The organism is Brevibacillus sp. SYP-B805 (genome assembly GCF_011059135.1).
Taxonomy (GTDB): domain Bacteria; phylum Bacillota; class Bacilli; order Brevibacillales; family Brevibacillaceae; genus Brevibacillus_F.
Genome location: NZ_JAALGD010000006.1, coordinates 64318 through 87327, shown reverse-complemented (window position 1 = coordinate 87327; position 23010 = coordinate 64318). Strand labels below are relative to the sequence as shown.

General features: G+C 57.2%; 25 protein-coding genes. 6 read left to right on the top strand and 19 right to left on the bottom strand.

Features of this window, described 5'->3' with window-relative positions:
• Positions 1-49: 49 nt before the first annotated feature.
• The 4 genes from G3578_RS09430 to G3578_RS21155 form a co-directional block, all read right to left on the bottom strand.
• Positions 50-511 (bottom strand): hypothetical protein, encoded by a 462-nt coding sequence (locus G3578_RS09430; protein WP_165211920.1) that lies wholly within the window; start codon positions 509-511, stop codon positions 50-52.
• Between the two features lie 330 nt (positions 512-841).
• Positions 842-1150, bottom strand: a complete 309-nt coding sequence (locus G3578_RS09425; RefSeq protein WP_165211917.1) for a hypothetical protein — start codon at positions 1148-1150, stop codon at positions 842-844.
• Positions 1151-1337: 187 nt separating this feature from the next.
• Positions 1338-2783 (bottom strand): LCP family glycopolymer transferase, encoded by a 1446-nt coding sequence (locus G3578_RS09420; RefSeq protein WP_165211914.1) that lies wholly within the window; start codon positions 2781-2783, stop codon positions 1338-1340.
• Between the two features lie 228 nt (positions 2784-3011).
• Positions 3012-3143, bottom strand: a complete 132-nt coding sequence (locus G3578_RS21155; protein WP_277603132.1) for a hypothetical protein — start codon at positions 3141-3143, stop codon at positions 3012-3014.
• 131 nt (positions 3144-3274) lie between these two features.
• On the opposite strand from G3578_RS21155, the gene G3578_RS09415 reads away from it, so the two are divergent.
• Together G3578_RS09415 and G3578_RS09410 are read left to right on the top strand one after the other, a co-directional pair.
• Positions 3275-4465, top strand: a complete 1191-nt coding sequence (locus G3578_RS09415; RefSeq protein WP_346773985.1) for an iron-containing alcohol dehydrogenase — start codon at positions 3275-3277, stop codon at positions 4463-4465.
• A 91-nt stretch (positions 4466-4556) separates the two neighbouring features.
• On the top strand, positions 4557-5771 hold the full coding sequence (locus tag G3578_RS09410; RefSeq protein WP_165211911.1) for an MFS transporter: 1215 nt from the start codon (positions 4557-4559) through the stop codon (positions 5769-5771).
• A 15-nt stretch (positions 5772-5786) separates the two neighbouring features.
• On the opposite strand, the gene G3578_RS09405 is transcribed toward G3578_RS09410, so the two are convergent.
• From G3578_RS09405 to G3578_RS09380, 6 genes are all read right to left on the bottom strand, one after another.
• Entirely contained in the window at positions 5787-7823 is a 2037-nt protein-coding gene (locus G3578_RS09405; protein ID WP_165211908.1) for an SEC-C metal-binding domain-containing protein, read from the bottom strand.
• A gap of 314 nt (positions 7824-8137) precedes the next feature.
• Positions 8138-8398, bottom strand: coding sequence for a hypothetical protein (locus G3578_RS09400; protein WP_165211905.1), 261 nt, complete (start codon positions 8396-8398; stop codon positions 8138-8140).
• Positions 8395-9381, bottom strand: coding sequence for a hypothetical protein (locus tag G3578_RS09395; RefSeq protein ID WP_165211902.1), 987 nt, complete (start codon positions 9379-9381; stop codon positions 8395-8397). Before G3578_RS09395 ends, G3578_RS09400 begins: the two co-directional genes overlap by 4 nt.
• Before the next feature lie 157 nt (positions 9382-9538).
• Complete coding sequence (locus G3578_RS09390) at positions 9539-10486, bottom strand: 3'-5' exoribonuclease YhaM family protein (protein WP_165211899.1); 948 nt, start codon at positions 10484-10486, stop codon at positions 9539-9541.
• 29 nt (positions 10487-10515) lie between these two features.
• Positions 10516-11046 carry a YkvA family protein gene (locus G3578_RS09385; protein ID WP_165212245.1) on the bottom strand — a complete coding sequence of 177 codons (531 nt, stop codon included), beginning with the start codon at positions 11044-11046 and terminating at the stop codon, positions 10516-10518.
• A 5-nt stretch (positions 11047-11051) separates the two neighbouring features.
• A complete protein-coding gene (locus G3578_RS09380) occupies positions 11052-11663 on the bottom strand; it encodes a DedA family protein (RefSeq protein ID WP_165212243.1) in 612 nt (203 codons plus the stop codon).
• A gap of 246 nt (positions 11664-11909) precedes the next feature.
• Between G3578_RS09380 and G3578_RS09375 the strand changes: the two genes are divergently transcribed.
• The gene (locus tag G3578_RS09375; protein ID WP_165211896.1) at positions 11910-12392 is read left to right on the top strand and encodes a DUF2062 domain-containing protein; all 483 of its coding nucleotides are present in this window, start codon (positions 11910-11912) and stop codon (positions 12390-12392) included.
• 80 nt (positions 12393-12472) lie between these two features.
• Here the strand turns inward: G3578_RS09375 and G3578_RS09370 are convergent, their stop codons facing one another.
• On the bottom strand, positions 12473-12703 hold the full coding sequence (locus G3578_RS09370; RefSeq protein WP_165211893.1) for a hypothetical protein: 231 nt from the start codon (positions 12701-12703) through the stop codon (positions 12473-12475).
• 180 nt (positions 12704-12883) lie between these two features.
• On the bottom strand, positions 12884-13636 hold the full coding sequence (nadE, locus tag G3578_RS09365; protein WP_165211890.1) for an NAD(+) synthase: 753 nt from the start codon (positions 13634-13636) through the stop codon (positions 12884-12886).
• Between the two features lie 105 nt (positions 13637-13741).
• Between nadE and map the strand changes: the two genes are divergently transcribed.
• A complete protein-coding gene (map, locus tag G3578_RS09360; RefSeq protein ID WP_165212241.1) occupies positions 13742-14503 on the top strand; it encodes a type I methionyl aminopeptidase in 762 nt (253 codons plus the stop codon).
• 66 nt (positions 14504-14569) lie between these two features.
• On the opposite strand, the gene G3578_RS09355 is transcribed toward map, so the two are convergent.
• The gene (locus tag G3578_RS09355) at positions 14570-14740 is read right to left on the bottom strand and encodes a hypothetical protein (protein ID WP_165211887.1); all 171 of its coding nucleotides are present in this window, start codon (positions 14738-14740) and stop codon (positions 14570-14572) included.
• 81 nt (positions 14741-14821) lie between these two features.
• Positions 14822-15145, bottom strand: coding sequence for a PspC domain-containing protein (locus G3578_RS09350; protein WP_165211884.1), 324 nt, complete (start codon positions 15143-15145; stop codon positions 14822-14824).
• A gap of 128 nt (positions 15146-15273) precedes the next feature.
• On the opposite strand from G3578_RS09350, the gene G3578_RS09345 reads away from it, so the two are divergent.
• Complete coding sequence (locus tag G3578_RS09345; protein ID WP_241254545.1) at positions 15274-15546, top strand: hypothetical protein; 273 nt, start codon at positions 15274-15276, stop codon at positions 15544-15546.
• 87 nt (positions 15547-15633) lie between these two features.
• Here G3578_RS09345 and G3578_RS09340 read toward each other — a convergent pair whose 3' ends face one another.
• The 4 genes from G3578_RS09340 to G3578_RS09325 all read right to left on the bottom strand — a co-directional run bounded on the left by G3578_RS09340 (position 15634) and on the right by G3578_RS09325 (position 19660).
• Positions 15634-16248: a flavin reductase gene (locus G3578_RS09340; protein WP_165211881.1), complete on the bottom strand. Its 615-nt coding sequence runs from the start codon at positions 16246-16248 to the stop codon at positions 15634-15636.
• Positions 16249-16260: 12 nt separating this feature from the next.
• Positions 16261-17424 carry a homogentisate 1,2-dioxygenase gene (locus G3578_RS09335; RefSeq protein ID WP_165211878.1) on the bottom strand — a complete coding sequence of 388 codons (1164 nt, stop codon included), beginning with the start codon at positions 17422-17424 and terminating at the stop codon, positions 16261-16263.
• Between the two features lie 24 nt (positions 17425-17448).
• A complete protein-coding gene (locus G3578_RS09330; RefSeq protein ID WP_165211875.1) occupies positions 17449-18402 on the bottom strand; it encodes a fumarylacetoacetate hydrolase family protein in 954 nt (317 codons plus the stop codon).
• Between the two features lie 364 nt (positions 18403-18766).
• On the bottom strand, positions 18767-19660 hold the full coding sequence (locus G3578_RS09325) for an RluA family pseudouridine synthase (protein WP_165211872.1): 894 nt from the start codon (positions 19658-19660) through the stop codon (positions 18767-18769).
• Between the two features lie 403 nt (positions 19661-20063).
• Between G3578_RS09325 and G3578_RS09320 the strand changes: the two genes are divergently transcribed.
• Positions 20064-21491 (top strand): Mur ligase family protein, encoded by a 1428-nt coding sequence (locus tag G3578_RS09320; RefSeq protein WP_165211869.1) that lies wholly within the window; start codon positions 20064-20066, stop codon positions 21489-21491.
• An 89-nt stretch (positions 21492-21580) separates the two neighbouring features.
• On the opposite strand, the gene G3578_RS09315 is transcribed toward G3578_RS09320, so the two are convergent.
• The gene (locus G3578_RS09315) at positions 21581-22966 is read right to left on the bottom strand and encodes an oligopeptide:H+ symporter (RefSeq protein WP_165211866.1); all 1386 of its coding nucleotides are present in this window, start codon (positions 22964-22966) and stop codon (positions 21581-21583) included.
• Between the last annotated feature and the right edge of the window lie 44 nt (positions 22967-23010).

Below are 23010 nucleotides of genomic sequence, written 5' to 3'. Positions count from 1 at the left end.
TTGTCTGTACAACATTCTTTCTCCCCCGGACAAAATCCTGCAAACGGGTCTAAAGCTGCACCAAGCGCCCCACATCTTCCGCGAAGCACTGCAGGGTTTGGAGCAGCCGTTCGTCCTCTTCTTCGCTTTGCGGCATCGACAACATGAAATGATAGTCGAGAACAAGCTCATGTTCCGCCAATCGCTCGGGCGACAGGAAACGTTTTCTCTCCGTCAGCGAGACCTCCTGCACGATCTCCTGCGCCTGCTGCCACAGCATGCGTGCATCCCGCTGCCCGCCGTTCATCTGGTCAAACGTGATCTCCACCTCCACCTCGCAGGTCAACTCGTCCAAAGGAAACAGGTGGATGGCGGCGATCGGGTGTACCTCTTCTCCTGCGCTGAAATAGAGGATCATCTCCAGCTGTTCGTCCGTTTCCTCCCACGAGCGTTCGGTGCACAGACGCACATGGGTAATCTCGCCGTGGCGGGAAAGAAGTGCCTCCAGCCATTCATAGCATCGTTCGATCATAGGTTCCTCCGGTCATGTGACAAATGGCTTCGCTCTCAGTATACCACAGAAAAACCTCTTCCCTAGGAAGAGGCCAGCGTGTAGACAAAGTCCTTTTTTGCATGGGTAATGGTTCCTGCTCGCTCTCTTGACGACCCGCGCAGAAGTTGGCTTTTGTCCGCTCCGAAACGCGACGCGGGCAGGGGGCTCAACATCTGGGTGTCTCAGGGATGTGAGACTCACGCCCCCTGTGGCCCCCGCGTCTTTGTTTCTTCGCTGAGTCGGTCGTCAAAGGAGCTCGCTTGGCCCCATTCCCCCGTGCCTCAAACAGAAGTTTGTCTTCAGTCTTCCCTAGGAAGAGGCTGATGTGTTCAGGTTTTTATTGTTCACAAATTCGCTCAACCATGCCCGCCGCACCTCTTTGTTGGGGCAGAAGCCGAGGACGTAGCTTTCGCCGCGCATGTATTTTTCCTTAATCCATTCCTTGTGCTTGCGGAAAAAGGCCTGTTGAAAATCAAGGGGCATCTGCTGGTACTCTTCCAACGCAGAAGGATTTTGGAGGAAGTATTCTTCATCGTAAACGATCTCATCATGCTGTTGTCGGCTCAAAAAATACAGGAACAAGATCACCAGAAACATGTTTACCAAAAAGAGCGTCATCCCTATCCCTCCTCGCGAAAATGAGAGTCACCAGTCCCAATTGTCAAAAGTATCTGTCTTATCAGTATATTATTATCATACCACGTTTTCGGTGTTTGCAAACCTATAGTTTTATACATGACCGCCGTAAAGAGAAAGAAACAAACAGAGCTGTCTTCCGCGTGGCAAGACAGCTCCCTTGTCGTGTTTACCCGCCGCTGGCCCCGGTCACCGGTGGCTGCTCCCCTGCCGCCGGGGGAACTTGCTCCACGATGTCCGGCGGCGGGGTTGCCTCCCCATCCGCCTCGGGAGCAGGTGCAGGCTCGGTGCCAGGCGCAGGCAATTGGCTGTTATCCGTACCGCTCTGCTCGGGTGGGACGATGTCCGGAGGCGGCGTTTCCTGCGCGGGCTGCTCTGGCGGCGTCTGCTGCTGATCCTGCTTGGCTGGCGCAGGCGGTGCGGCCGGAGGCTTGGCGGATTGAGCCGGCGGCGCGGCTGCTTCCGAGGTCGTCTTTTTCTTTTTTACCGTCCTTTCGCTGGAAGCCGTTTCGACCCCGAGCGATTCATCCACCACTTTCTCGTTCAGCTGGGCGATCATCTCGGGCGACAGTTCCATTTGCGCCTGCAGCGTATTGCGGATCTCCGCCAGTTTTTCCTTGGGCAGATAGGTGTAGCCCGATTTCCAATACGCGCCGTTATCCAGCGTGGTGATGGCGCTGGAATTGATCTTGATGAAATCCGCCGCAAGGCCCTTGATCTGTTCGGGCGACAGATCCGTTTTGACGTGCTCGGCCCCCACGTCGATCAAGGAGAAAATCTTGGTCATGCCGTTGAAGGAGGTCACCTTGTCCACCATCGCCCGGATCACTTCCTGCTGGCGGCGGTTGCGGTCGAAATCGCTGGAATAGTACTTGGTTCCCCTGTTGTCATGGCGATGGCGCACATAGCCGAGCGCCTGCTCCCCATTCAGCAACTGCAGGCCCGGCTCCAGATGGATGTGGGTGCCATCGGTCGGGTCATCATACACAAGCTTGCGGTCAACGTTCACTTCAACGCCGCCGAGCTCGTCAACGATCGCCTTGAAGCCTTCAAAATCCACTTCCACATAGTGTTCTATCGGGATGCCCAACAGTTCCTGCAGGGTCTTCTTGGTCAGGGACGGCCCGTCTTCCTCCGCCACGCGGCCGTTCGCCTCGGCGCGGCGGCGCTCCGCCTCTCCCGTCGCAAACACGGCATTGATCTTCTCGTAGCCGCTGTATCCCGGAATTTTCACGCGCGTATCACGCGGGATGGAAACCATCGTCACCTGCTTCGTCTTCGGGTTGAGCACCGACACGATCATCACGTCGGTCAGCATGGTTCCTGTTTCCGGGCGTGTGTCCCGGCCAAGGATGACAATTGACAACGGTTTGTCCGCATGGTAGGTGGGGTCGAGGGCGGCGCTGGACGGATTGGACGCCCCATTGGTTTGGGTGCTGATCACATTGATCGCATCGTCTACCTTCCACGCGAGGGCACCAGCCACTCCGCCGATCAGCAGCAGAAAGCAAATGCCGAACAAGAGCAATAACCGGCGTTTGTTCCGCCGCCGGACCGGTTTTTTCAGTTGTTTTCGCGTATATCTTTCGTCGCTTTTTACGCGCAGTTCTGGCATTTATAATCAATCTCCTTAACCGTCGTCGTTCATGACTACTGTATGTATGACGGACGACTCTTCATGCTGTTTCGATTCGACAAACATTTCCAATAAAGGTGAATCGAAAAAACTCTGCTCAGTATTTTACCATATCGATGTACGGTTTTGTAGAAAAATGTTGGAAACAGGCCCTTCCCAATGGAAAATCCTTCACCGGTAGGAGAGGGTGAAGGATTTTCGACCTACTTACTGCAACCCTTTCGGCGCCTGGCTGAACCCCTGCACGGGCCCTTCCGGGGGCTTGCGTGTCGATCGGTGGGCGTCTCCGCCATGCCGGATGTGATCATCCCGGCTGCCGTTGTTCGATTGTTTGCCCATGTTCCTCCTCCTTTGGCTGCGGCTATGGTGTAGTGTTCAACAAAAACAGCCCGCCCATACGACAGGAAAAACAGGAACCGCCCCTCTGTTGTCGAACTATTCTATCCAATCCATGCGCAAGGAGGCGTTCCGTGTTGTCATTCGTTCCCTTTTCGCCGTTTCAATTCTGGCTGCCCACCCGGATTCTGTTTGGCGAGGGCCTGCTGCAGCAGGCGGGTGCCCTGATCGCCGAGCATGTGCCGGGGAAGCGGATCTTCCTCGTCACCGACCCGGGCATCGTGATGGCCGGACTGGTTGATGACGTGCTGGCCAGCCTGCACCGGGCCCACTATGAAACCGACATCTTTCAGCAGGTGGCTCCCAATCCCAAGGATGTGGACTGCGAGCTAGGTGCCGAACAGGTTCGCTCCTTTCAACCCGACCTGATTCTGGCGATCGGCGGCGGTTCGGTGATCGATTCGGCCAAGGCGATCGCCCTTCTCCATACACACCCCGGCCGCATCCAGGATTACGAGGGGCGGGGGAAGGTGGCGGGGCCCGTCACACCGCTGGTGGCGATCCCGACGACCGCCGGCACCGGTTCGGAAGTGACGCGCTCGTCCGTCATTACGGATACCGGACGGAAATGCAAGATGACGGTCAAGGACGTGAAGCTTGCCCCGCTGCTTGCGCTCGTCGATCCGGAGACGACGTACAGTCTGCCCGCGCCGCTGACCGCGGCCACCGGCATGGATGCGTTCGTCCATGCCATCGAGGCCTATACGTGCAAATTGGCCAATCCGATCAGCGACGCCTTTGCTTTGGCCGCCATGGCCCGCATCTGGCGCGCGCTCCCTGCCGCCGTTCACGAGGGCGGGAACCGTCTGGCGCGGCAAGAGATGATGCTTGGGTCGCTCATGGCAGGCATCGCGTTCTCCCATGCCGATGTGGCCGCCGTACATTGCATGGCGGAAGCCTTGGGCGGACGTTATGACACTCCCCACGGAGTAGCCAACTCCATCTTCCTGCCAGTCGTTACCGCATTCAACGCCCAGGCTGATCCGGAACGGCATGCGCACGCTGCCAGGGTATGCCAGCTGCCGGTGGAAGGTTTGTCCAGCGCCGAGGCATCGGCCGTATTGGTCGAGGCGCTGTTTGCGCGGGCACGGGAGATCGGCATTCCCCGTTTCGCGGATCTCCCCTATGTGCGACGGGAAGATTTCCCGTCGCTTGCAGCCGTTTCTTATGCCAACGGCTCCACGCCGAGCAACTGCCGTCCGATCACGGAGAATGACTATCTCACCCTTTTTGAAGAGGCGTATGCGGGCGCAGCACGGGCATGAGGAAGTGTCATATGCTGGTCAAACACGGATGACGACCTTTCCCTGGAGTGGTAAATTATTGGTAACACGAGTGAGAAACGGAGATGAATCAATGTCGTCCTCGAATGCAACCGTATACCGCATCCTGTTTTCCATCAGCATTGTTCATTTGCTCAACGACAGCCTGCAGTCCGTCATTCCTGCCCTGCTGCCCATTCTGAAAAACAATTTGTCGCTCAGCTATTTTCATCTGGGCGTGATCCTGCTGGTGATGAACGTCACGGCTTCCGTGCTGCAGCCGTTTATCGGCTACTTCACCGACAAGGCGCCGCGCCCCCTGATCCTGCCGCTTGCCATGCTGATTTCCGGTACCGGCATGGTGGGCATCGCTATGGCAGAGCATTACTATACCGTGCTGCTGGCCGTGGCGCTGGTGGGAATCGGTTCCGCCATCTTTCACCCGGAAGCTTCCCGTGTGGCACACATGGCTTCAGGGCCGCGACGCGGTCTCGGACAGTCGATCTTTCAGGTGGGGGGAAACACCGGGCACTCCCTTGCTCCTGTGATGACCGCCCTGATTTTTGCGCCGCTTGGGCAGGGCGGCGCCTATTGGTTCGTGATTCCTGCCGGGATCGGCCTGTGCGTGCTGATGTACGTGGCATACTGGTATGCAGGGCAGCAGCGTGCCGGCAAAGCCAAATCCGGCGCATCCGGCTATTCCCATCGGTCCCGGCGTTTGATCGCCTTGGGGCTGCTGGTGGTGATTGTCAGCGTCCGCTCCTGGATCTATGCGGCCTATCAGAGCTTCTATCCCCTGTTTCTGATCGATGTGATGGGGGAATCGCTCTCCCATGCCCAGGTCTACACGTTTCTCTTCCTGCTCGCCGGAGCGATCGGCACGTTCTTCGGGGGACCGATCGCCGACCGTTTCGGCAAACGGAACCTGTTGATCATCTCGCTTTTGGGGGCGTTTCCCTTTGCGCTGCTGATCCCGCATGTTACCGGTTCCCTGGCGTATCTGCTCCTGTTCCTTGACGGGCTCATCCTGCTGTGCAGCTTCTCGGTGACCGTCGTTTATGCGCAGGAGCTGCTGCCGGGCCGCATCGGCACCGTGTCCGGGCTGATGATCGGGCTTGCTTTCGGGATGGGCGGAATCGGTGCATCCGTCCTCGGCCGTCTGGCTGACTGGCAGGGCCTGTCCTTCATCATGCTACTCTGCGCGCTGATGCATATGGTCGGCCTGCTGGGCTTCCTCCTGCCGAAAGACAGAACGCTCGCAGATTGGGAAAAGGAAACAATTGTGCATGAAAAAAGCGTCACCGTCTAGCCGGTGACGCTTTTTTCATACAAGAACAGCCGTCGGGACGCCGAGCATGCGGCTCACCTCGGGCGGATACAGCCAGGGTGTCCCGAGCAGCCGCCAGCAGCCGTCGGCGGTGCGGCCAAACAGGCCGAACACGATCCAGTCTGCCGCGAGCGCCTCAGCTGCCTCTTCGGGCATGTGCAGCTCGAGATGTTCGCCGCTGCTCCGTCTGCCGAGCCACCCGTGCGGACGCCGTTCCAAAAGAACCAGATGCTCTTCGACCGTTTCCTGCAGCCCTGCGCGATGCTCGGCCAAATTGAGATGCGCCTCTTTCTGCAGCATCGCACGCAGCCGGTACGCTGCAGCCAGGTCGTCCTTCAGCGCGGTCAGCAGCGGCTGCATGACATCGGCCCGTTCCGTATTCGCCCGTTTGTCCACCCATTTGAAAAAGGCGGCCAGTACGGACAGCAGGTTGCCCGCCAGCGTTTTCGTCAGGGATTCGGTCCGCTGCGGCACATCATGGACGAGGAAGTAGGCCACTTCCTCGGTCTGCAGCTTTTCCCACGCGAACGCCGGGCCAAACGCGGCCCTGACAAACGAACGGAACAGATTCATAGCCTCGTCGTACTTTTTCACGGTCGCTTCCGTTTTGCCCTCGGTCATCTCCGTCACGAAGGCGGCAATGTCCGCAAGCGTTTCCGGCGCAACGGCAAAGCCGCTTTCCGGCGCCCCTTCGATCAGCGGTCTGCGCAGCAGGTTGCCGATATGAAGCGCGTCGTTGGCAAGTCCAAGACGCGGCCGGAGCGCATCGATGCGCATGAATCGCGCCACCCCTTGTCCCCGTTTCCCTTCCTCCTCCATGGTTTTCACCAGATCGGCCAACGCCTGGTGAAGCGTCGGCTCTGCGGAAGCGGCGGCAAGGATCGGCGGCTGCCCGTCCAACGCCTGGTGCGGGGTGGTCAGCCACTTCTCGGCAAAATAGGTTTGAACGGCCCACTGCAGCACTTTGGACGGCAGCATGGGTTCGCTGGTGATAAACAACGTGCCGGGAGTAAGTCTGGCTCCGGTCGAGGTCAGCTGATTGATGGGCGTCTCCTCATATGCTTGCGGCAGCGCCAGGGCGGACGCCATCTCCTCCGCGCGGGCAGGCGGCGCTTCCACCGCCAGCGTGCCTCCTTCGACCAGCACCTCCCCGCCCACTTCGTGGAGCTCCAGGAGCGCATTCCGCAAAGCGGGGAACAGATGGGCTTCCTTGCGCTTGGAGTAGACCCAGATCTCCCGCTGTCCATCCCGTTTCTTCAACTCGAAGTCGTGATGGGCTTCCAGCACGCTCCGCAGCTCGGGGAGTTCCACTCCGCGATAGAGGCGGCGCACCAGCGGTTCTTGGCCGGACTCCCTCCGGACACCCGCTTGCACGATCAGGCGGTACAAATCAAGCGTGAGGGCCGACCGTTCTTCGCGGGGGTTCTTCCGCAGGAGCTCCATGATCGGCGCCTTCAAGACCGGTTTCAGGATCATGCTGCCAGGAAGCAGCGTCCCGCGTTGGCCAAGGGAAACCATCCGGCCGAGCAGAATCTCGCCCGGCTGGGCTTCCACCCCCGGCGGGAGGAGAAGGTCGCAGGCTTCATCCGCAGCAAGCTCCCGCACGCGGACAGCCACTTTGCCAGCCTGCTCCACCTCGTAGGCGCCGATGCGCAGCTGCTCCAGCTCCCGTCGGATCTCCGGCTCGATCTTGCGCCCGTGTTGCTGAAGGAACCGGTCGATCTCCCTTGTACCATTCTTTTCCAGATCAAACGTGTACCAGTTCAGAAAATGGAGGAACCATTCGGACCCAAGCGTCTCTTCTTCCGCGATGCCAACCGCCGAGGCAAACCGCTCCCGGGCAGCCTGCAGCTCTTCCGCAGTGACATGCGCTGCGACGAACTTGTTCAGGCGCTCCATCCCTGCGTTCAGTTCCCTGCGCAGCTTCTCTTCGCGCAGATTCCGCGCCTCCGCGATCGTCGTGACGATTCCGCAGCACTTTTTGTATTTTTTGCCGCTTCCACACGGACAAAGCTCATTTCTTCCGACTGACATGGGGGAATGAAACTCCTTTCGGCCGTTTGATAGCCAACCTTTGGCCATAACAGTTATCTTATCGGTGTGTAGTCAAAGTCCGTCCTATCATGGGTAATGGTTCCTGCTCGCTCTCTTGACGACCTGCGAAGTAGCCTGCAATGTCCGCTCCGAAACGCGACGCGGGCAGGGGGCTCAACATCTGGGTGTTTCAGTGAAGTGAGACTTACGCCCCCTGTACTCCCGCGTCTTCGTTTCTTCGCTGAGTCGGTCGTCAAAGGAGCTCGCTTGGCCCCATTACACCATGCCTCTACCAGCTTTGCCATCAGTTGATCTTATGTTCGTTTGGTTTCGTGGTCAATTCCACTATGCTCCATCGTCTCCCAGCGTGCCACGAACTGTTCCAGCTTGTGGATCAGACGGACAATGCGCTGCTTCTCCTGTATCCGTTCCGAAATGGCGGCTAAATGATTGGCGGCAAACAGCTCGACAACCTCCGCTTCCATCGTCTGCAATCGAAGCCGGTAAGCTTCGATGATCTCGTGCAGAATGGCAAAACGCTGCTCCAAACGGATAAGGTTCTGGTCGCGGTTCATTGTTCATCCGTCATAGTCAGCAGTTGGCGCAGGCCCTGCACGATCTGTTCATTTTTGTGCTTCTCTTGCATCAGTTCTTCGATCGCCTGCAGATTGCTTTGTTGAAAAAAGGACACAACCTCCGCTGCCATTTGCTGGTTCCTTTCTTCCAGCCGGCCCAGCGCCTGGCGCAGGAGTTGGCTTACTTCCGCAGCAGTCGATTTGGTTTCAAGCGTATTCACAAAGATTTCCTCCTCAATGCTTTCTTGTTTGGTCTTCCATTCGGGGCTGACGGTGGCAGCGGCTTCTGCTCTCCCTTCCAGCGGCATGGGGGGATGCTCCTCAGGGCCATGCGCCTGTTGGAGGCTGTCATGCCCGTCCATGGCGGGAGGCGTGTCCGCCGCTTCCTCCACGATCATCAGCGACTCTCCCTCCAGCTGAAAACGGTCGTCCGCTTCCGGCAGGAACAATTCTTCCCGCAGGGATATCCCCACCTCATGCTCCAGAAAATAGGCAAGGGAGCGCAGCGAGATCTGTCTCAAACCGTTGGTGCGCATGAAGTCATAGACATGATCGTTCGCCACTTTCCACTCGGCCAAAAACCAGCGCGGATCGCCTTGATATTGAACAAAACGCGGGTCCCGTTCCAGTTCGAGCAGGCGCGTCACCTGGTTCCAGGAAAACTGCGTCTGCCGGCGAAGTTCGGGCACGATTTGTTCAAACTTTTTGGGCGTATGGGTATCCCGCAGGAATCGGTACGCGAGATCGAACAGCTGATGGGGTTGGTACGTCAATTCGATAATGGCCTCCGTATGTCCGACCCGTACAGGCGATTGCTTCATCTGCAAAATCTTGGCGAGCGCTGTTTCGCTGTCAAGCTCGTACCCATAGGCGGTCAGAAACTGCTGAAGCCGTTCCTTGATCTCGTGTCGCGGCAGCGAACGCTCCCCGGGCCGGAACACCTTTTTGATCAGACTGGACAGGGTGTAGGTTGGCCGTTTCATGAACCTTCTCCTTACTGTATGGCTGGTACTTGTCCAATTTCCCGGACTATCCATAGGTATTCTACACGGTCGGCGAAACTCCTACCTGAACCCGGAGTTGAGAAAGTTGCAAAAAGAAAAACGGTTCCGGCACCTCTACTGCCGAAACCGTCCGTTTTCAAAATCCGCGCCAGATCTTGCGACGCAGGGCGGGGGCTTGCCCCCATTCCTCGTCTTCCCCCATCTCCGCCAGCGTCTGGGAAAGGGCATTCATCTTGCTGTCGATCTGGTCGAGGTAGTGGAAGATGACCGCCGTCGGTGTTTTCCCCGACACGGCGCTGCCCCAACCGTTTTCCACATCGCCGTGATGGCTCAGGATACAGTGCTTCAAGTGGAGGATCTCGCTGTGATCCGGCGAAATCCCGCACCTGCGGCACGCTTCCGTCACCAGTTCCACCCCCATCACCAGATGGCCGATCAGCTGGCCCGGGGTCGTATAATCGGGCGCGATGGCGTCGGAAAGCTCGTACAATTTGCCGATATCATGCAGGATGCAGGTGGCATAGAGCACATCCCTGTCCACCTGCGGATAGAGCGGCAGCAGCCGTTCGGCGGCCGCCAAGAGAGAGACGATATGCTCCAGCAGCCCGTGCACATAGTGGTGATGCATCCTGACGCCGGCAGGAAACGAGCGCAGACGCCCGCTCACTTCCGGATCGTCCAGCAGTTCTTCTACCACACGCGAGAGCACCGGACTTTTGATCTGGGCCGCATAGGCCTTGAGCTTCTCCCACATCGCCTCCGGCTGTTGGGACGATACGGGCGCAAGCGACTCCACGGAGACCTCATCCGCCGGGGCAGCGAGCCGGATCCTGTGAATCACCAGCTGCTTTTTGCCGCGGTATTGCTGCACCTGGGCATCGATTTTGATCACCGACTTGACCTGGATCATCGCCTTCATCTCTTCCGTAACATCCCACAGCTTGGCCGTCATGGTGCCGGAACGGTCGCCCACTTCCAGATTGAGATATTCCGTCTGATTGCTGGCAACGCCCACTTCCCTGCTTTTCACCAGGCAGAACGTGATCACCCGTTCCCCTTCCGCATAATCAAGCAAATATTTCATTCTCCGATTTCCTCTCACCGTGATTCTGTTTATTTTTGTCTGTGAAACAGCACCGCTTCCAGTTTCTTCAGGATTTTCTTCCCGAGCAGGTCGTCGGCCGCCTTGACAACCCGCGTGATGGCACCCAGCAGATCTTCATCCCCGCTCCAATGCTCCCGGACGATGCGCTCATCCACATCCACGAGGATTCTGCGCAGGGCATAAACGGCCAACACCACGTCGTCCAGCAGGCCAAACGCCCCGGTCACGACCTCCGGGATGAAGTCGAGAGGGGTGATGAAGTAGGCGACAGCCGCTCCCGCGATCGCTTTCGCCTGCATGGGTACCCGCTTGTCCAGCATCAGGCGGGCCAGGACAACGAACAGGTCGGGCGCCAGCAGCACATAGCTGGCAATTTTGTCGCTTACGCCCTTTTCCCGAATGAAAGCCTGTATCTTTTCCCGCAGCCTGTCGTAGAATCTGCGGTGTTCCTCCGGCAGTTCGAGGAGAATCAACTCTTTCTGCTGCTGCACGGCAGGCACATTGGTTAAGGGAGCTTCCTGTGTCCGATTTTCTTCCATGTCCATCATGATCCCTCCTGCTTCGGTTTGGACAACAGCTTGCGCCGCTGATAAAAGGAAAGCGCGATGACCGCCCCAAGCACGATCGTAAAGAAGACGGCCAGATTGCGGGAGATGATGCCAAACAACTGCTCCCAGCGCTCTCCAAGGAATTTGCCCAGCGTAACGAAAAGCACGCTCCAGCACAATCCGCCGATATACGTATACAGCATGAAAGACGGAAAGGAGAGCTTCGTAATGCCGGCGAAATAGGCGGTAAACTGCCGCACGCCCGGGATAAAGTAGCCGACGGCGAGCGCCCATTTGCCGATGCGGGAAAACCATTCCTCCGTCCGCTTGTATAAAGTATACCCCAATCCGAAGCGTTTGCCGTACCGCTCGATGAACGGCAGCCCAAGCGTCCTGCCGATCCAGTAGGCGGTCGTCATCGCGCTGATCGAGCCCAGGTAGCAGAAAGCCAGGGTAGGGAGATAGCGCAATTTTCCCGTTGAGACCAGAAAGCCGGAGAAGACCAGCAGCGTTTCTTCCGGCAGGGGCATCCCCAGGATCCCGAGAAAAAACAGGCTGTACAAAGCCGCATAACCGTAATCTGCGATATATCCGCCGAACATGTCCATGAATTCCTGCAAGCCGATTCCCACGCTTTCTGCCTTGAATGAAGAAAGGATTTACTCCCATTATGCCAAATGACAGCAGGAGACAAAAGTCCGTATCCTCCTGCCTGCCAGATACGAATGACACCGGAGACAGGTTTCAGTTGGCAAATGTTGATTTCTGGCGAAAGCTGCGCTTCTTGCATGGCTTTCGTCAGCGGTATCGGCTATAATAAAGGAAGATTGCAGAGAATGAGGGACAAGCCGACAATGTTCAGAAAATTGATGCGCAAAGCGAAATATGAATACTACAAGCTGATCCGGATGAAAGGTGCTCCCTCTTTTATCGCAAGGGGTTTCTCCGTCGGCATCTTTATTGAATTCATCACGCTGCCCACTTTTGGCTTGGCATTTATCCTGCTGTATCCGATGAACCTGTTGTTCCGCTCCAGTTTTTCCGCAGCCCTGATCGGGTTCGTCATCGGCAAGCTGGTGCTGCCGGTCTTCATGATCCTGAATTTCAAGCTGGGCAATACGATTATCGGCAAACCGCTCAAAGAGCATATTGAGCACAATCACGGCTCCTGGAAAAACTGGATCGCCTGGATGAAGCAGAACGGGCTGGCCTATTTCACGGGCAGCGCCATCATGGGCGTCATCGTCGCGATCGGCAGCTATTTCCTCGTTTATGCCGCCCTGCAGTGGTACCGGAAAAAAAAGGGGCATCGGCGCCTGGGGCAGGAGAATTCGTGACCGATGCTTCCCCACACTAAAAAACACCGGCAGCTGCCGGTGTTTTCCACTTCTTCGATAGCCGGGCCCATCCCCGAAGGTTAGCCCCGCTTGGCAAAAATGCCTTTTTCGCGCAAAATATCCATGATCTCGCTGACGGTATATTTGCCGTCCAGCAGGGACATCACGTAATCCACGTCTTCCCACGACATGCCGTTTGCCCACAAGCTTTCGCGGATCAGCACATGGTTGGAACGACGGTAATAGCTTTGCAGGGTCCGCAATACACGCCCTTCAAAATCGGTTTTCAGCATCAGTTCGGTTGTAGACATCTCGATTCACCTCTCTCCAAGCGTCATCAATCACGTAACTTTTATTATCGCGCAAAACGCGCGCAGAATCAATCGTTCGCCCGGGCGCGGGCCGCTTCCCGCCAAAGCCGGCCAACGTTTTCTGCGTGCATCCGCACAAGCGCCGGCGAGATGTTCCGGTACCGCTCTCACGGCCATTCCCTAAATCTCCGGCATCGGTCTGCGCTTGTGTTCGGAGATCCGATGCAGATACTCGATCCGTTCCTTGGCTTGGGGAGTCGTCTCCCCGGTGATGAGGTAGCGGTCCAGCTCTTCATAAGTGAAGCCCATTTCCTGTTCATCCGTTTGTCCCGCCCACAGGTCGGCCGATGGCGCCTTGGTCTGGATCGACTCCGGAATCCCCAGTTCGCGGGCGAGGAGGCGTATTTCATGCTTGGTCAGGCTGGCGACCGGATTGATGTCGGCCAGTCCGTCTCCGCCCTTGGTCATGTAGCCAACATAGATTTCACTGCGGTTGCAGGTGTCAACCACCAGGTAGCCTTTCTGGTTGGCGATCGCATACAGGGTCGTCATCCGCAGACGGGCTTTTGTATTGCCTTTTGTCTTGTCACCCAGCGGCAGCACCTTTTCCAGCTCCGCCGTGATGGCGTCGTACGCCTTGCCCAGATCGACCGTGACCAGATTGAGCCCGATGGCGTCCGCCAGCTTCGCCGCATCCTCGGCATGGATCGCCTGGGAATACGCCGGCATCCACACCCCGATCACATTCTCCCTGCCGAGCGCCCGCACGCACAACGCGGCCGTCACGGCGCTGTCGATGCCTCCGGAAATGCCGACGACCGCCCCGCCTACGGACTTGCCGTCAATGTGCGCGCGAATAAACGCCACCCGCTTGTCGATATCCTCTCTGATCTTCTCTTGATAATGGCTCAAGTGCTCTTGAAACTTGTCCATACGATCCCTCCATTCCACTCTCTCATCGTATCACGGTCGAAATGTTTGTGGCAATCCGAGCCGATCCGGTCTACACTAATGAAGAGAACAATCGAGGTGAAAACGATGATCCATGTGAAAACACCCGAGCAGATCGCTCGGATGCACGAAGCGGGAAAACTGCTTGCGGCCTGCCACCGGGAGATCGCCAGCCGGATACGGCCGGGCGTCACAACCGCCGACATCGACCGGTTCGTGGAACGTTTCCTGGCACAGCACGGTGCGACGCCCGAGCAAAAAGGGTATATGGGCTATCCCTATGCCACCTGCGCTTCGGTCAATGATGTCATCTGCCATGGTTTTCCTTCCGATCGCCCCTTGCAGAATGGCGATATCGTCACCATCGACATGGTGGTCAACCTGAACGGCTGGCTGGCCGATTCGGCCTGGTCCTATCCGGTGGGCACCATCTCCGAGGAAGCCCGCCGCTTGCTGGAAGCCACCAAAGGCGCCCTGTATGCCGGCATCGAGAAAGCGGTGGTGGGCAACCGCATCGGAGACATCTCCCATGCCGTCCAGACCTATGCGGAACAGCGCGGCTACGCGGTTGTGCGGGATTTTACCGGCCATGGCATCGGGCAGCAGATGCATGAAGATCCGCTCGTTCCCCATTTCGGCAAACCCGGCAAAGGTCCCCGCCTGCGGGAAGGCATGGTGATCACGATCGAACCGATGCTGAATACGGGCACGTATCACGCCACGATCGACGAGGACGGCTGGACAGCCCGAACGGCGGACCGCAGCCTGTCCGCCCAGTATGAGCACACCATCGCGATCACCGCCCAGGGCCCGCTGATTCTGACCGACCAGACCATTTTCCAAGCCTAGGTTTTCCCCTCATGCACAAACAAGGCGGCAAGCTGCATCAATCAGCTTGCCGCCTTGTTTTCCGTCTTAGCGGGAAGACTTGTTCGAACAGTGAACGACCATTTCTTCAAGCGCCTGCACGTCTTTTTCCAGCTCGCGGATATCTTCTTCGATCAGCTGCTTGAGGTGCTGCTTTTCGCGCAGCATTTTCCGCGTTTTCTCCAAGCGCTCGTTCATGTCAAATACGCCGAGATACACTTCTGTTCCCTCCCTATGTAAGATCGTTCATCACCTTACATCATATGCCGGAGGGGTACATTGTTGAATCCATTTTCCTCGTCAGGCCTGCTTGTATTTGGCCAGTTCGGCGCGCAGGCGGGAAACCTCCTGCTGCAGCGCCCGTTTCTCCAACCGCTCGATCTCATGGTCCAGGTCATGGTAATGTTGGACGCTGTCCGGGAAGGCGGATGCCCAGTACGGTTCCTTCGGCACAAGCAGCGCCAGCAGGAAATAGAGCAGAATCGGAAAGCCGGTGAACATGGTCAGCAGAACGAGCCCGATCCGCACCAGCGTCGAATCAATCCCCAAGAAATGCGCAATCCCCCCGCACAAGCCCGTCAGCTTCCTGTCCGTTCGGGAACGGTACAAGCGTTTTCCTGTCATCAGCGAATCAATCCTTTCCTGTATGCCGGATAATAATGGTTTGTATCTCTACGATATCCCAGAAGTCCATGCTCGCAAAACTGACCGCAGCGGGATTTTGTCTCCGTCCCGAGGCGGAGACGAGCGGAATGGCAGCAGGAAATCCAGGCAACGCTAAGGGAGAGGTGATCCGGATGCCAATGATTTTCCTGATGTTGATCCTGCTTTTGGCGGGGTGCCAGGCCACTCCTCCTGCGGCCGATCCCGCGGTTCCTTCCGACCGCAGCGCCTACCTGCTGCAAAGCGATGTCCATCCGCTGGGAGGGGAGCCCGATTTCACGCCGTACGGCACGCCGACCAATATGGGGACGAGTTCCGACTACAATCGCAGCATTCGGATTGATGCGGTCTCCAACTATTGAAACATGCCCGCACGCTCGCCGTTCCCGCAGAACGGAAAAATGCCCTCCGGTTCCCGTGCATGGCCGAAGGGCTGGCTGATGCCCGCTTTATTTCTTCTCATAGACGGGGCGCGGACGGTCGAAGATGTCACCGATCGTCCCGTAGGAATGACCAGCCAGCCGGCTGACCGCCCCGAATGCCCGCGGGTCCACTTTTCCGCTGTCATACAGCTCGTCAGCAATATGCACATGGACCACTTCCCCGATAATCAAATCGGAGGCGGCCGGCTCGCCCAACGTCACGACACGGTGCAGGCGGCATTCGAAGTGGATGCGGGATTCGCCCAGACGCGGCGCTTTCACGGCTGCCGATGGGAGCATGGTCAAGCCGAGCTCCGCCACTTCGCTTACCTCCGGCGGGTAATCGGCGGAAGATTGGTTGACCGCATCCACATTGTGCAGATCCACCATGTTGACCACGAAATCGCCGGTCTGCTGGATGTTGCGGGAAGTGTCCTTCAGCACGCCTCCCGGCCGGCGCGCGACCGCCACCGAGATCATCATCGGGTCGATGCAGGCCACGTTGAAGTAGCTGAACGGGGCGGCGTTCACCACGCCATCGGCGCTGACCGATGTCACCCAGGCAATCGGCCGCGGAATTACGCAGCCGATCAGCAGCTTGTATTTCTCCTGACGCTCAATGGCGCCGATATTGATCTCCACCATACAACCTCCCTATTCCTTTGACGGCAGCCAGCTCGCCATGTACGCTTGATCCTCGACCGCTTCCGCCAAGCTTGTCACGAACAGCGGATGGAACGTATCCAGCATCACCGCCAGCTCCTGCGTCTCCTTTTTGCCGATGCTGGCTTCGATCTTGCCGGGGTGCGGCCCGTGCGGAATCCCCATCGGATGCAGCGTGATGGAGCCCTCGTGGATGCCTTTGCGGCTCATGAAGTTGCCGTCCACGTAGTAAAGCACCTCATCACTTTCCACGTTGCTGTGGAAGTAGGGCGCCGGAATGGCCTGCGGATGGTAATCGTACAGCCGCGGCACAAACGAGCAGATGACAAAATGTTGACCGGCAAACGTCTGATGGACCGGGGGCGGCTGGTGGATGCGGCCGGTGATCGGCTCGAAATCATGGATGCTGAGCGCATAGGGATACAGATACCCGTCCCAGCCTACCACGTCGAACGGGTGGAAATCGAAGAAATAGCTGTACAGGGCGTCCCCCCGCTTCACCCGCACTTCGAAATCGCCGCTTTCCACATGGGTATCCAGCCGCTCCGGCGGACGCATGTCCCGCTCGCAAAACGGCGAATGTTCCAAGAGCTGGCCGTGTTCGTTGCGGTAGCGCTTCGGCGGCACGATCTCGTTTTGGGATTCGATCACCAGAAAACGGTTCTGCTCTCCCTTCGGCACGATCCGGTAGGTGGTGCCGATCGGAATGACCAGATAATCCCCCTGGCGATAGGTGATGGTCCCGTAGATCGTCTGCAGTTCGCCCTCTCCCTGATGGACGAACAGCACTTCATCCCCGTCCGCATTGCGGTAGAAATAGTCCATGGGCTCGGTGGGCACGGCGACGCCGAGGACCACGTCCTTGTTGCCCAGCAGGTACTGGCGGCCAAGGATCGGGTCCCCGCCGGCCGGCAGATCAAACGTCAGGAAGTGGCGGTGTTTCAGCTCTTCCTGCGGGCGATACTCGATGCGGCGATCGGCATGCTTCCGGGTCTCCCGCACCTGGGTGGGCGGGTTGTGATGATACAGAATGGATTGGATGCCGGAGAAGCCTTTCGTGCCCATCACCTGTTCGCGGTACAGCCCGCCGTCCGGCTTGTAAAACGTGATATGCCGCTTGTGAGGAATCTCTCCCATGCGATAATAGAATGGCATTGACGTTCCCCCTTTATGCTGTCGTCAGGAATGCATCTTCCTTCTCTTGGCGGTGACGCGGTTGCGCAGAATGCCGAGCCGTTCCACCTCCAGTTCAACGGTATCCCCCGGCTTCAGCCACGCATAACGCTCCGTCCCCAATTCGAGAATGCAGCCGGTCCCGACCGTCCCGGAGCCGATCACATCGCCCGGATAGAGCGGGCAGTCGGCGGAAGCGCGGGCGATCATCTCGGCAAACGTGTAGTGGATATCGCGAAAATTGCCCCGCGAATACTCGATGCCGTTGACGCGCGCCACCATGATCAGGTCATAGCGGTTCCCCTTTTCCCCCGGTATGCGGCGGTCCGCCAGCTCGTCGGGCGTCACCAGCCAGGGGCCCAGAGACGTGGCAAAATCCTTTCCTTTGGCAGGCCCAAGCCCCACCTTTACCTCTTCGCGCTGCAGGTCGCGCGCGCTCCAGTCATTGAGGATGCAGAAGCCGGCGATATGATCGTCCGCCTGCTCCACCGGGATATCCATCCCGCCCTTCCCGATGACGCAGGCGATTTCCAGCTCATAGTCCAGCCATTCCGTCGCTGCCGGTTTGACCACCTCTTCTTCCGGCCCGACAAAGGCGGCCGCATTGGAAAAATAGAAGACGGGAAACCGGTACCATTCCGGAATCATGGGGAGCCCGCGCCGTTCGCGAGCAGTTTTCACATGCGCCTCAAAGGCATAAAAATCGCGGAAGCTGGGCGGTCGGGGCAGCGGGGAACCCAGGACCGCCTCCTCGAGCCGGACGATCTTCTCCGGGGCCGACGCGGCAGCGGCGCCGGCCAATTCCTCCCGCCAGCGTTCCCATTCCTCCAGCAGCCCCAGCACGGTCCCGGGCGCATCCGGCAGCGCCCGCTGCACATCCACGATCCCCGCTTCTGTCAACAGCCCTGCCCGCCACGGTTCCTGCGGCGCTTCCCGCCTTTTGAACGAAACCACTTTCACTTGATCCACCACCTTTCTATCGCCCGGCCGCCACAAACGAAACGCCGGTGTCGGCCGGTGGCCTCACCCTTCCTTGTGTCGTTCCAGGGTTTTCTTGAGCATAACCTTTCCTGCATGCAGCAAAAAACCCAGTCTGCGCATCGCCTTCCTCATGCCGGGACAAACCTGCTGCAAGTGCGGCAGACTTGAAGAAGACCGAAGCGTAAACTGGGTCGTGTCTACTACCATGAAAAAAGACCTTGGGGGTCCTTTCCCCATAGACCGCCAGCGGCTTAAGCCTATGATGTTGGAGCGGAGTGGATTCCTTCTTTCATGATAACGTAAGCGCTCTCATTTTGCCAGTGAAAAATGTTGAAGTCCCGCCTTACAGGAAGCGGGACACCAGGCGCGCCATGTCCTCGGGCAGCGGTTCCGTCAGCGCCAGAGGCTGCCCGGTGCGGGGGTGAGCAAAGGACAGGGCGGCCGCGTGCAGGGCCTGCCGTCCGATCAGCTCCCGGCTGCCGCCGTACAGATCATCGCCCAGCAAGGGATGGCCGAGGTGGCGGAGATGGACCCGGATCTGGTGGGTGCGCCCGGTTTCCAGCTGCAGCTCCACCCAGCTCATCTCCGCCGTCTGGGCGAGCACCCGATAGCGCGTTCGGGCAGGCTGGCCGTCGGGCCGCACCGTCCGTTCGATGATCGAGCCGTCGGCAAGGCCGATCGGCGCATCGATCGTCCCCTCGGCTGGCGCAAGCCGTCCATGCGCGATGGCCTGATAGGTTCTCCGGAGGGTGCGCTCCTTCTGCATGCGGGCGCACTGTTCGTGGGCCCATTGGTTCTTGGCGATGATCATCAGGCCCGAGGTATCTTTGTCGAGCCGGTTGACGGGCCGGAAGCGGCGGCTCTCCCCTTTGCCAAGGTAGTAGGCGATCACCCCGTTTGCCAGCGTGCCCGACGGATGGGTCCGAGTCGGATGGACGACCAGTCCGGCCGGTTTGGCCAGGATCAGCAGATCGTCGTCTTCATACCGGATCGCAAGGGGCATCTCCTGCGGCTCGATATGCTCCGCCTGCTCCGCCGGCAGCGTAACCGTCACCACATCCCCTTTGTGCAGCCGCTGGGACACATAGGCCATCTGGCCGTTGATCCGGATCTCGCCGCCGTATTTGGCTTTGACCAACAGCCGCCGCGATACGCCATGCGCGTTTTGCAGCACTTCCCGCAGCGTCCGTCCCTCCTCCTCGTCACCGGCTGTAAACCGCAGCAATACCTCTTCCATGCTGTCTCTCCTTCGGTTTTTTCCGTAAAGCAAGTATAGCAAGCATCCGGTTTCAAGAAAACCTGGGCATCGACGAAACTTGGCGTGAAGTTTCTGCCAACACCGTTCTTGATCAGGAACCATACATTAACAATATCCCTGTTACCAAATTAGCAGATGCGCGAAAGTGCGCATTTCCGATGATTGGTCGAAAGTACAGTCATCAGCGAGAACATGATGTGACGACCTCCGTTCATCGTGCAGGAAGGGATCAGGCGGGCATTGATGATGCAAGATACGGCGTTTTCCCGGATTAAAGCGTATACATTGTGCAATCTCGCTCCTCTCCGTTTGCTCAATGATGCAGCTTCACTGGCCGGTTAAGATAGGGAACCAACGTAAAATTCAATTGGAGTGACATGAAGTGAAAAGCATACCGTTACGTGAAATTGTTCAACAAATCGGTGGCCGCATCATTCATGGGTCTGGCAATCCGATTATCATGAACGTAAACTATTGGTCGAAGGACGAAATCGACGATCATACCCTGGTCTTCCATCTGGACAGAGAGCCAATCCATGGAAAGTATTGGAGCGTGAAGAAGCCGGTCGCGATTATTTCAGATGAACCGGATCTTTGCATCGATTTGGGGGATTCGATCATTCTCATTCAGGTTGAACAGGTAGAGCAAGCTTTTGAGCAGTTTGTCCGGTACTATCGAAGCCTTTTTCACATCCCGGTGATCGGCGTCACAGGTACCTGCGGCAAAACGACGACAACAGAAATGTTACGGCAGATTCTCGATGAAGATTTTACACTAACGGCCACTTGGAGGAGTTTGAATGACATTTGGCACAATGTGGATTGCTTGCTCGACATGGACCAACAGACGGAAGTGGCCATTTTCGAATTGCCGGTCGTTCATCCGGGCTATTTGAGCACGACATGCCGGTCCTTCCAACCGCAGATCCGCATTTTGCTAAACATCGGAGTGCACCACTTGGCCTATTGTGAAACACCCGAAAAGTATATGCTGGCCAAAGCGGAAATCGTGGAAGGATTGGACCCTGTAAACGGAATCCTCATCTTGAATGATGATGATGAAAATATTAAAAAAGTGATCGATGTCAGCGGATTGCAAAGGGTGCTCTACTTCGGAAAAAGCGATCGCTCCCATTTTCGTGCAAAGAACGTCGTCTATGCTGACAAAGGTATGAATTTTGCGCTGGAGCATCAAGGCAAATCTTATCAGGGTTACGTTCCCGGCTATGGAGAACACAATGTGTATAATGCGCTTGCAGCGATCGCAGCAGCGTCGTGTATCGGAGTGGAGATTGAAACAGCGCTGCGTCGGTTAGCCAGCTTTGAACAGGTGGAGGAGCATTTGGAGGTAAAAACAGGCGTCAACGGCTGTACGATAATAGACGATACATGGAATTCTTCTCCGCTCGCAATGGCCACCGCGCTTGAGGTGCTGAAGGAAATTTCCCAAGGAAGGAAAAAAATCGCTCTTCTCGGTTACATGCCGCAGTTGGGAGAAAGTGAATATGCGCAGGAGCAATATGCCAAGATGGGTGAAAAGGCGGTGGCGACCAATGTCGACCTGTTGATCGTCGTCGGGCAAGAAGCGGAGGAAATCGGTCTTAGCGCCTTGAGACAGGGGATGAACGAGCAGTGCGTTTATTTTTGTGAGACCGGTTCGCAAATTTACAAGATTTTAGAGCCTCACCTTGATAAAAGCACGATTATGCTGTTGAAAGTTACCCACCGGGTGATGGAGAGAACGTCCTTCAAAAGCTTGATGAGCAAGCTTATCCCCGATCAGCGGAAGGCGGAAACGGATGGACAATGACCGACACGAGAAAATGACAAGGCTTATACCAAAAAAGCTGTTGACCATCACGGCCAACAGCTTTTTCGTTGTGTAGCAATGTTTCCCGGCTACATCATCCGGGTCAATTTTCTGGAAAGAAGCAAAAGAAGCGCACCTATGCCAATTGTGGCAAATCCGATTACTGAAAATACTTCCAGGTATCCGAGCGATTCCGTAAAGGCTGCCAGCTGTCCCGCCAAGATATTGGCAACCCCCGTACCAGCCAGCCAAACGCCCATCAGGAGGGAGACGATGCGGACGGGAGCCAGCTTGCTCACCATCGACAGTCCCACCGGAGAGAGGCACAGCTCGCCCAATGTGTGCAGGAAATACGTGAGAATGATAAACAGCATGTTGGCTTTCAGCGCGATGTTCTGTTCATCGCTGCCGGTCATAAGAACAGCCGGAACCAACACGAGAAAACCGAGTCCGAGCAGCATCATGCCGAGCGCCATCTTGGTGGGGATATGCAAATCACCCCGTTTGGAGTTGGCCAGTCTGACCCACAGCGCGGACAAAATCGGTGCCAGAATCACGATAAACAGCGGATTGAGCGACTGGAACCAGGAGGTGGGCACTTCCCATCCGGCGACGTTGCGCTCAATAAACTTGTCCGTGTACAGCGTCAAGGAACTGCCGGCCTGCTCGAACCCTGCCCAGAAGAAGACCACGAAGCAGGCCAAAATCACAATGACGGCCGTACGCTGCTTTTCTTTTGCCGTGAACGGAGCGCGCTCCACTTGGCTCTGCGCCTTCTGCACGGGCTTGCCTACCGGCTTCTTCCCGATGTCGCCCAGGTATTTGGACGCCAGGCTGTTGAACAGCACCTGGCCGATCACCATCCCGATCGCAGCAGCCAGGAACCCGTACTTGAAGCCGTACTGAACGACGCCGTTGACCGACGTTTTGAAATAATCTTCCGCCAGGTACCCGCACACGAGCGGCGACAGGAACGCCCCGATGTTGATCCCCATGTAGAAAATGGTGAACGCGGCATCCCGGCGCTTGTCATTCTCCTCGTACAACTCGCCGACCAGCGTCGAAATGTTGGGTTTGAAGAAACCGTTTCCAATAATAAGCAAAGCCAGTCCGAGATAAAGCCCTGTCTGGTTATTCATCGCAAACAGGCAGTAATTCCCCAGAGCCATCGCAATCCCGCCGATTGTAATGGCCCATCTTCTCCCCAAGAATCGGTCGGAGAGAAAACCGCCGAGAATCGGGGTGAAGTAGACCGCTCCTGTAAAAAATCCGTAAATGCTGAGCGCATGGCTTTTGTCCATGCCAAGCCCGCCGCTCACAAGAGCCGTCGTCAAATACAGCACAAGGATGGATCTCATGCCGTAGTAGCTGAATCGCTCCCACAACTCCGTGAAAAACAGCAGATAAAGTCCGCGCGGGTGCTTCACTTTTTCAGATCCCGCTTCTTCGTTGAGACGACGTATCGTTGCTTCCACTACATATCCTCCTTACTTGAAAATACTCTGATCATTTTATTCGT

What these genes read in the sequence shown, in the direction of transcription:
- G3578_RS09430 (WP_165211920.1), bottom strand. Translation starts at nt 511, where the DNA reads ATGATCGAACGATGCTATGAATGGCTGGAGGCACTTCTTTCCCGCCAC.
- G3578_RS09425 (WP_165211917.1), bottom strand. Translation starts at nt 1,150, where the DNA reads ATGACGCTCTTTTTGGTAAACATGTTTCTGGTGATCTTGTTCCTGTAT.
- G3578_RS09420 (WP_165211914.1), bottom strand. Translation starts at nt 2,783, where the DNA reads ATGCCAGAACTGCGCGTAAAAAGCGACGAAAGATATACGCGAAAACAA.
- G3578_RS21155 (WP_277603132.1), bottom strand. Translation starts at nt 3,143, where the DNA reads ATGGGCAAACAATCGAACAACGGCAGCCGGGATGATCACATCCGGCAT.
- G3578_RS09410 (WP_165211911.1), top strand. Translation starts at nt 4,557, where the DNA reads ATGTCGTCCTCGAATGCAACCGTATACCGCATCCTGTTTTCCATCAGC.
- G3578_RS09405 (WP_165211908.1), bottom strand. Translation starts at nt 7,823, where the DNA reads ATGTCAGTCGGAAGAAATGAGCTTTGTCCGTGTGGAAGCGGCAAAAAA.
- G3578_RS09400 (WP_165211905.1), bottom strand. Translation starts at nt 8,398, where the DNA reads ATGAACCGCGACCAGAACCTTATCCGTTTGGAGCAGCGTTTTGCCATT.
- G3578_RS09395 (WP_165211902.1), bottom strand. Translation starts at nt 9,381, where the DNA reads ATGAAACGGCCAACCTACACCCTGTCCAGTCTGATCAAAAAGGTGTTC.
- G3578_RS09390 (WP_165211899.1), bottom strand. Translation starts at nt 10,486, where the DNA reads ATGAAATATTTGCTTGATTATGCGGAAGGGGAACGGGTGATCACGTTC.
- G3578_RS09385 (WP_165212245.1), bottom strand. Translation starts at nt 11,046, where the DNA reads ATGGAAGAAAATCGGACACAGGAAGCTCCCTTAACCAATGTGCCTGCC.
- G3578_RS09380 (WP_165212243.1), bottom strand. Translation starts at nt 11,663, where the DNA reads ATGGACATGTTCGGCGGATATATCGCAGATTACGGTTATGCGGCTTTG.
- G3578_RS09375 (WP_165211896.1), top strand. Translation starts at nt 11,910, where the DNA reads ATGTTCAGAAAATTGATGCGCAAAGCGAAATATGAATACTACAAGCTG.
- G3578_RS09370 (WP_165211893.1), bottom strand. Translation starts at nt 12,703, where the DNA reads ATGTCTACAACCGAACTGATGCTGAAAACCGATTTTGAAGGGCGTGTA.
- nadE (WP_165211890.1), bottom strand. Translation starts at nt 13,636, where the DNA reads ATGGACAAGTTTCAAGAGCACTTGAGCCATTATCAAGAGAAGATCAGA.
- map (WP_165212241.1), top strand. Translation starts at nt 13,742, where the DNA reads ATGATCCATGTGAAAACACCCGAGCAGATCGCTCGGATGCACGAAGCG.
- G3578_RS09350 (WP_165211884.1), bottom strand. Translation starts at nt 15,145, where the DNA reads ATGACAGGAAAACGCTTGTACCGTTCCCGAACGGACAGGAAGCTGACG.
- G3578_RS09345 (WP_241254545.1), top strand. Translation starts at nt 15,274, where the DNA reads ATGGCAGCAGGAAATCCAGGCAACGCTAAGGGAGAGGTGATCCGGATG.
- G3578_RS09335 (WP_165211878.1), bottom strand. Translation starts at nt 17,424, where the DNA reads ATGCCATTCTATTATCGCATGGGAGAGATTCCTCACAAGCGGCATATC.
- G3578_RS09325 (WP_165211872.1), bottom strand. Translation starts at nt 19,660, where the DNA reads ATGGAAGAGGTATTGCTGCGGTTTACAGCCGGTGACGAGGAGGAGGGA.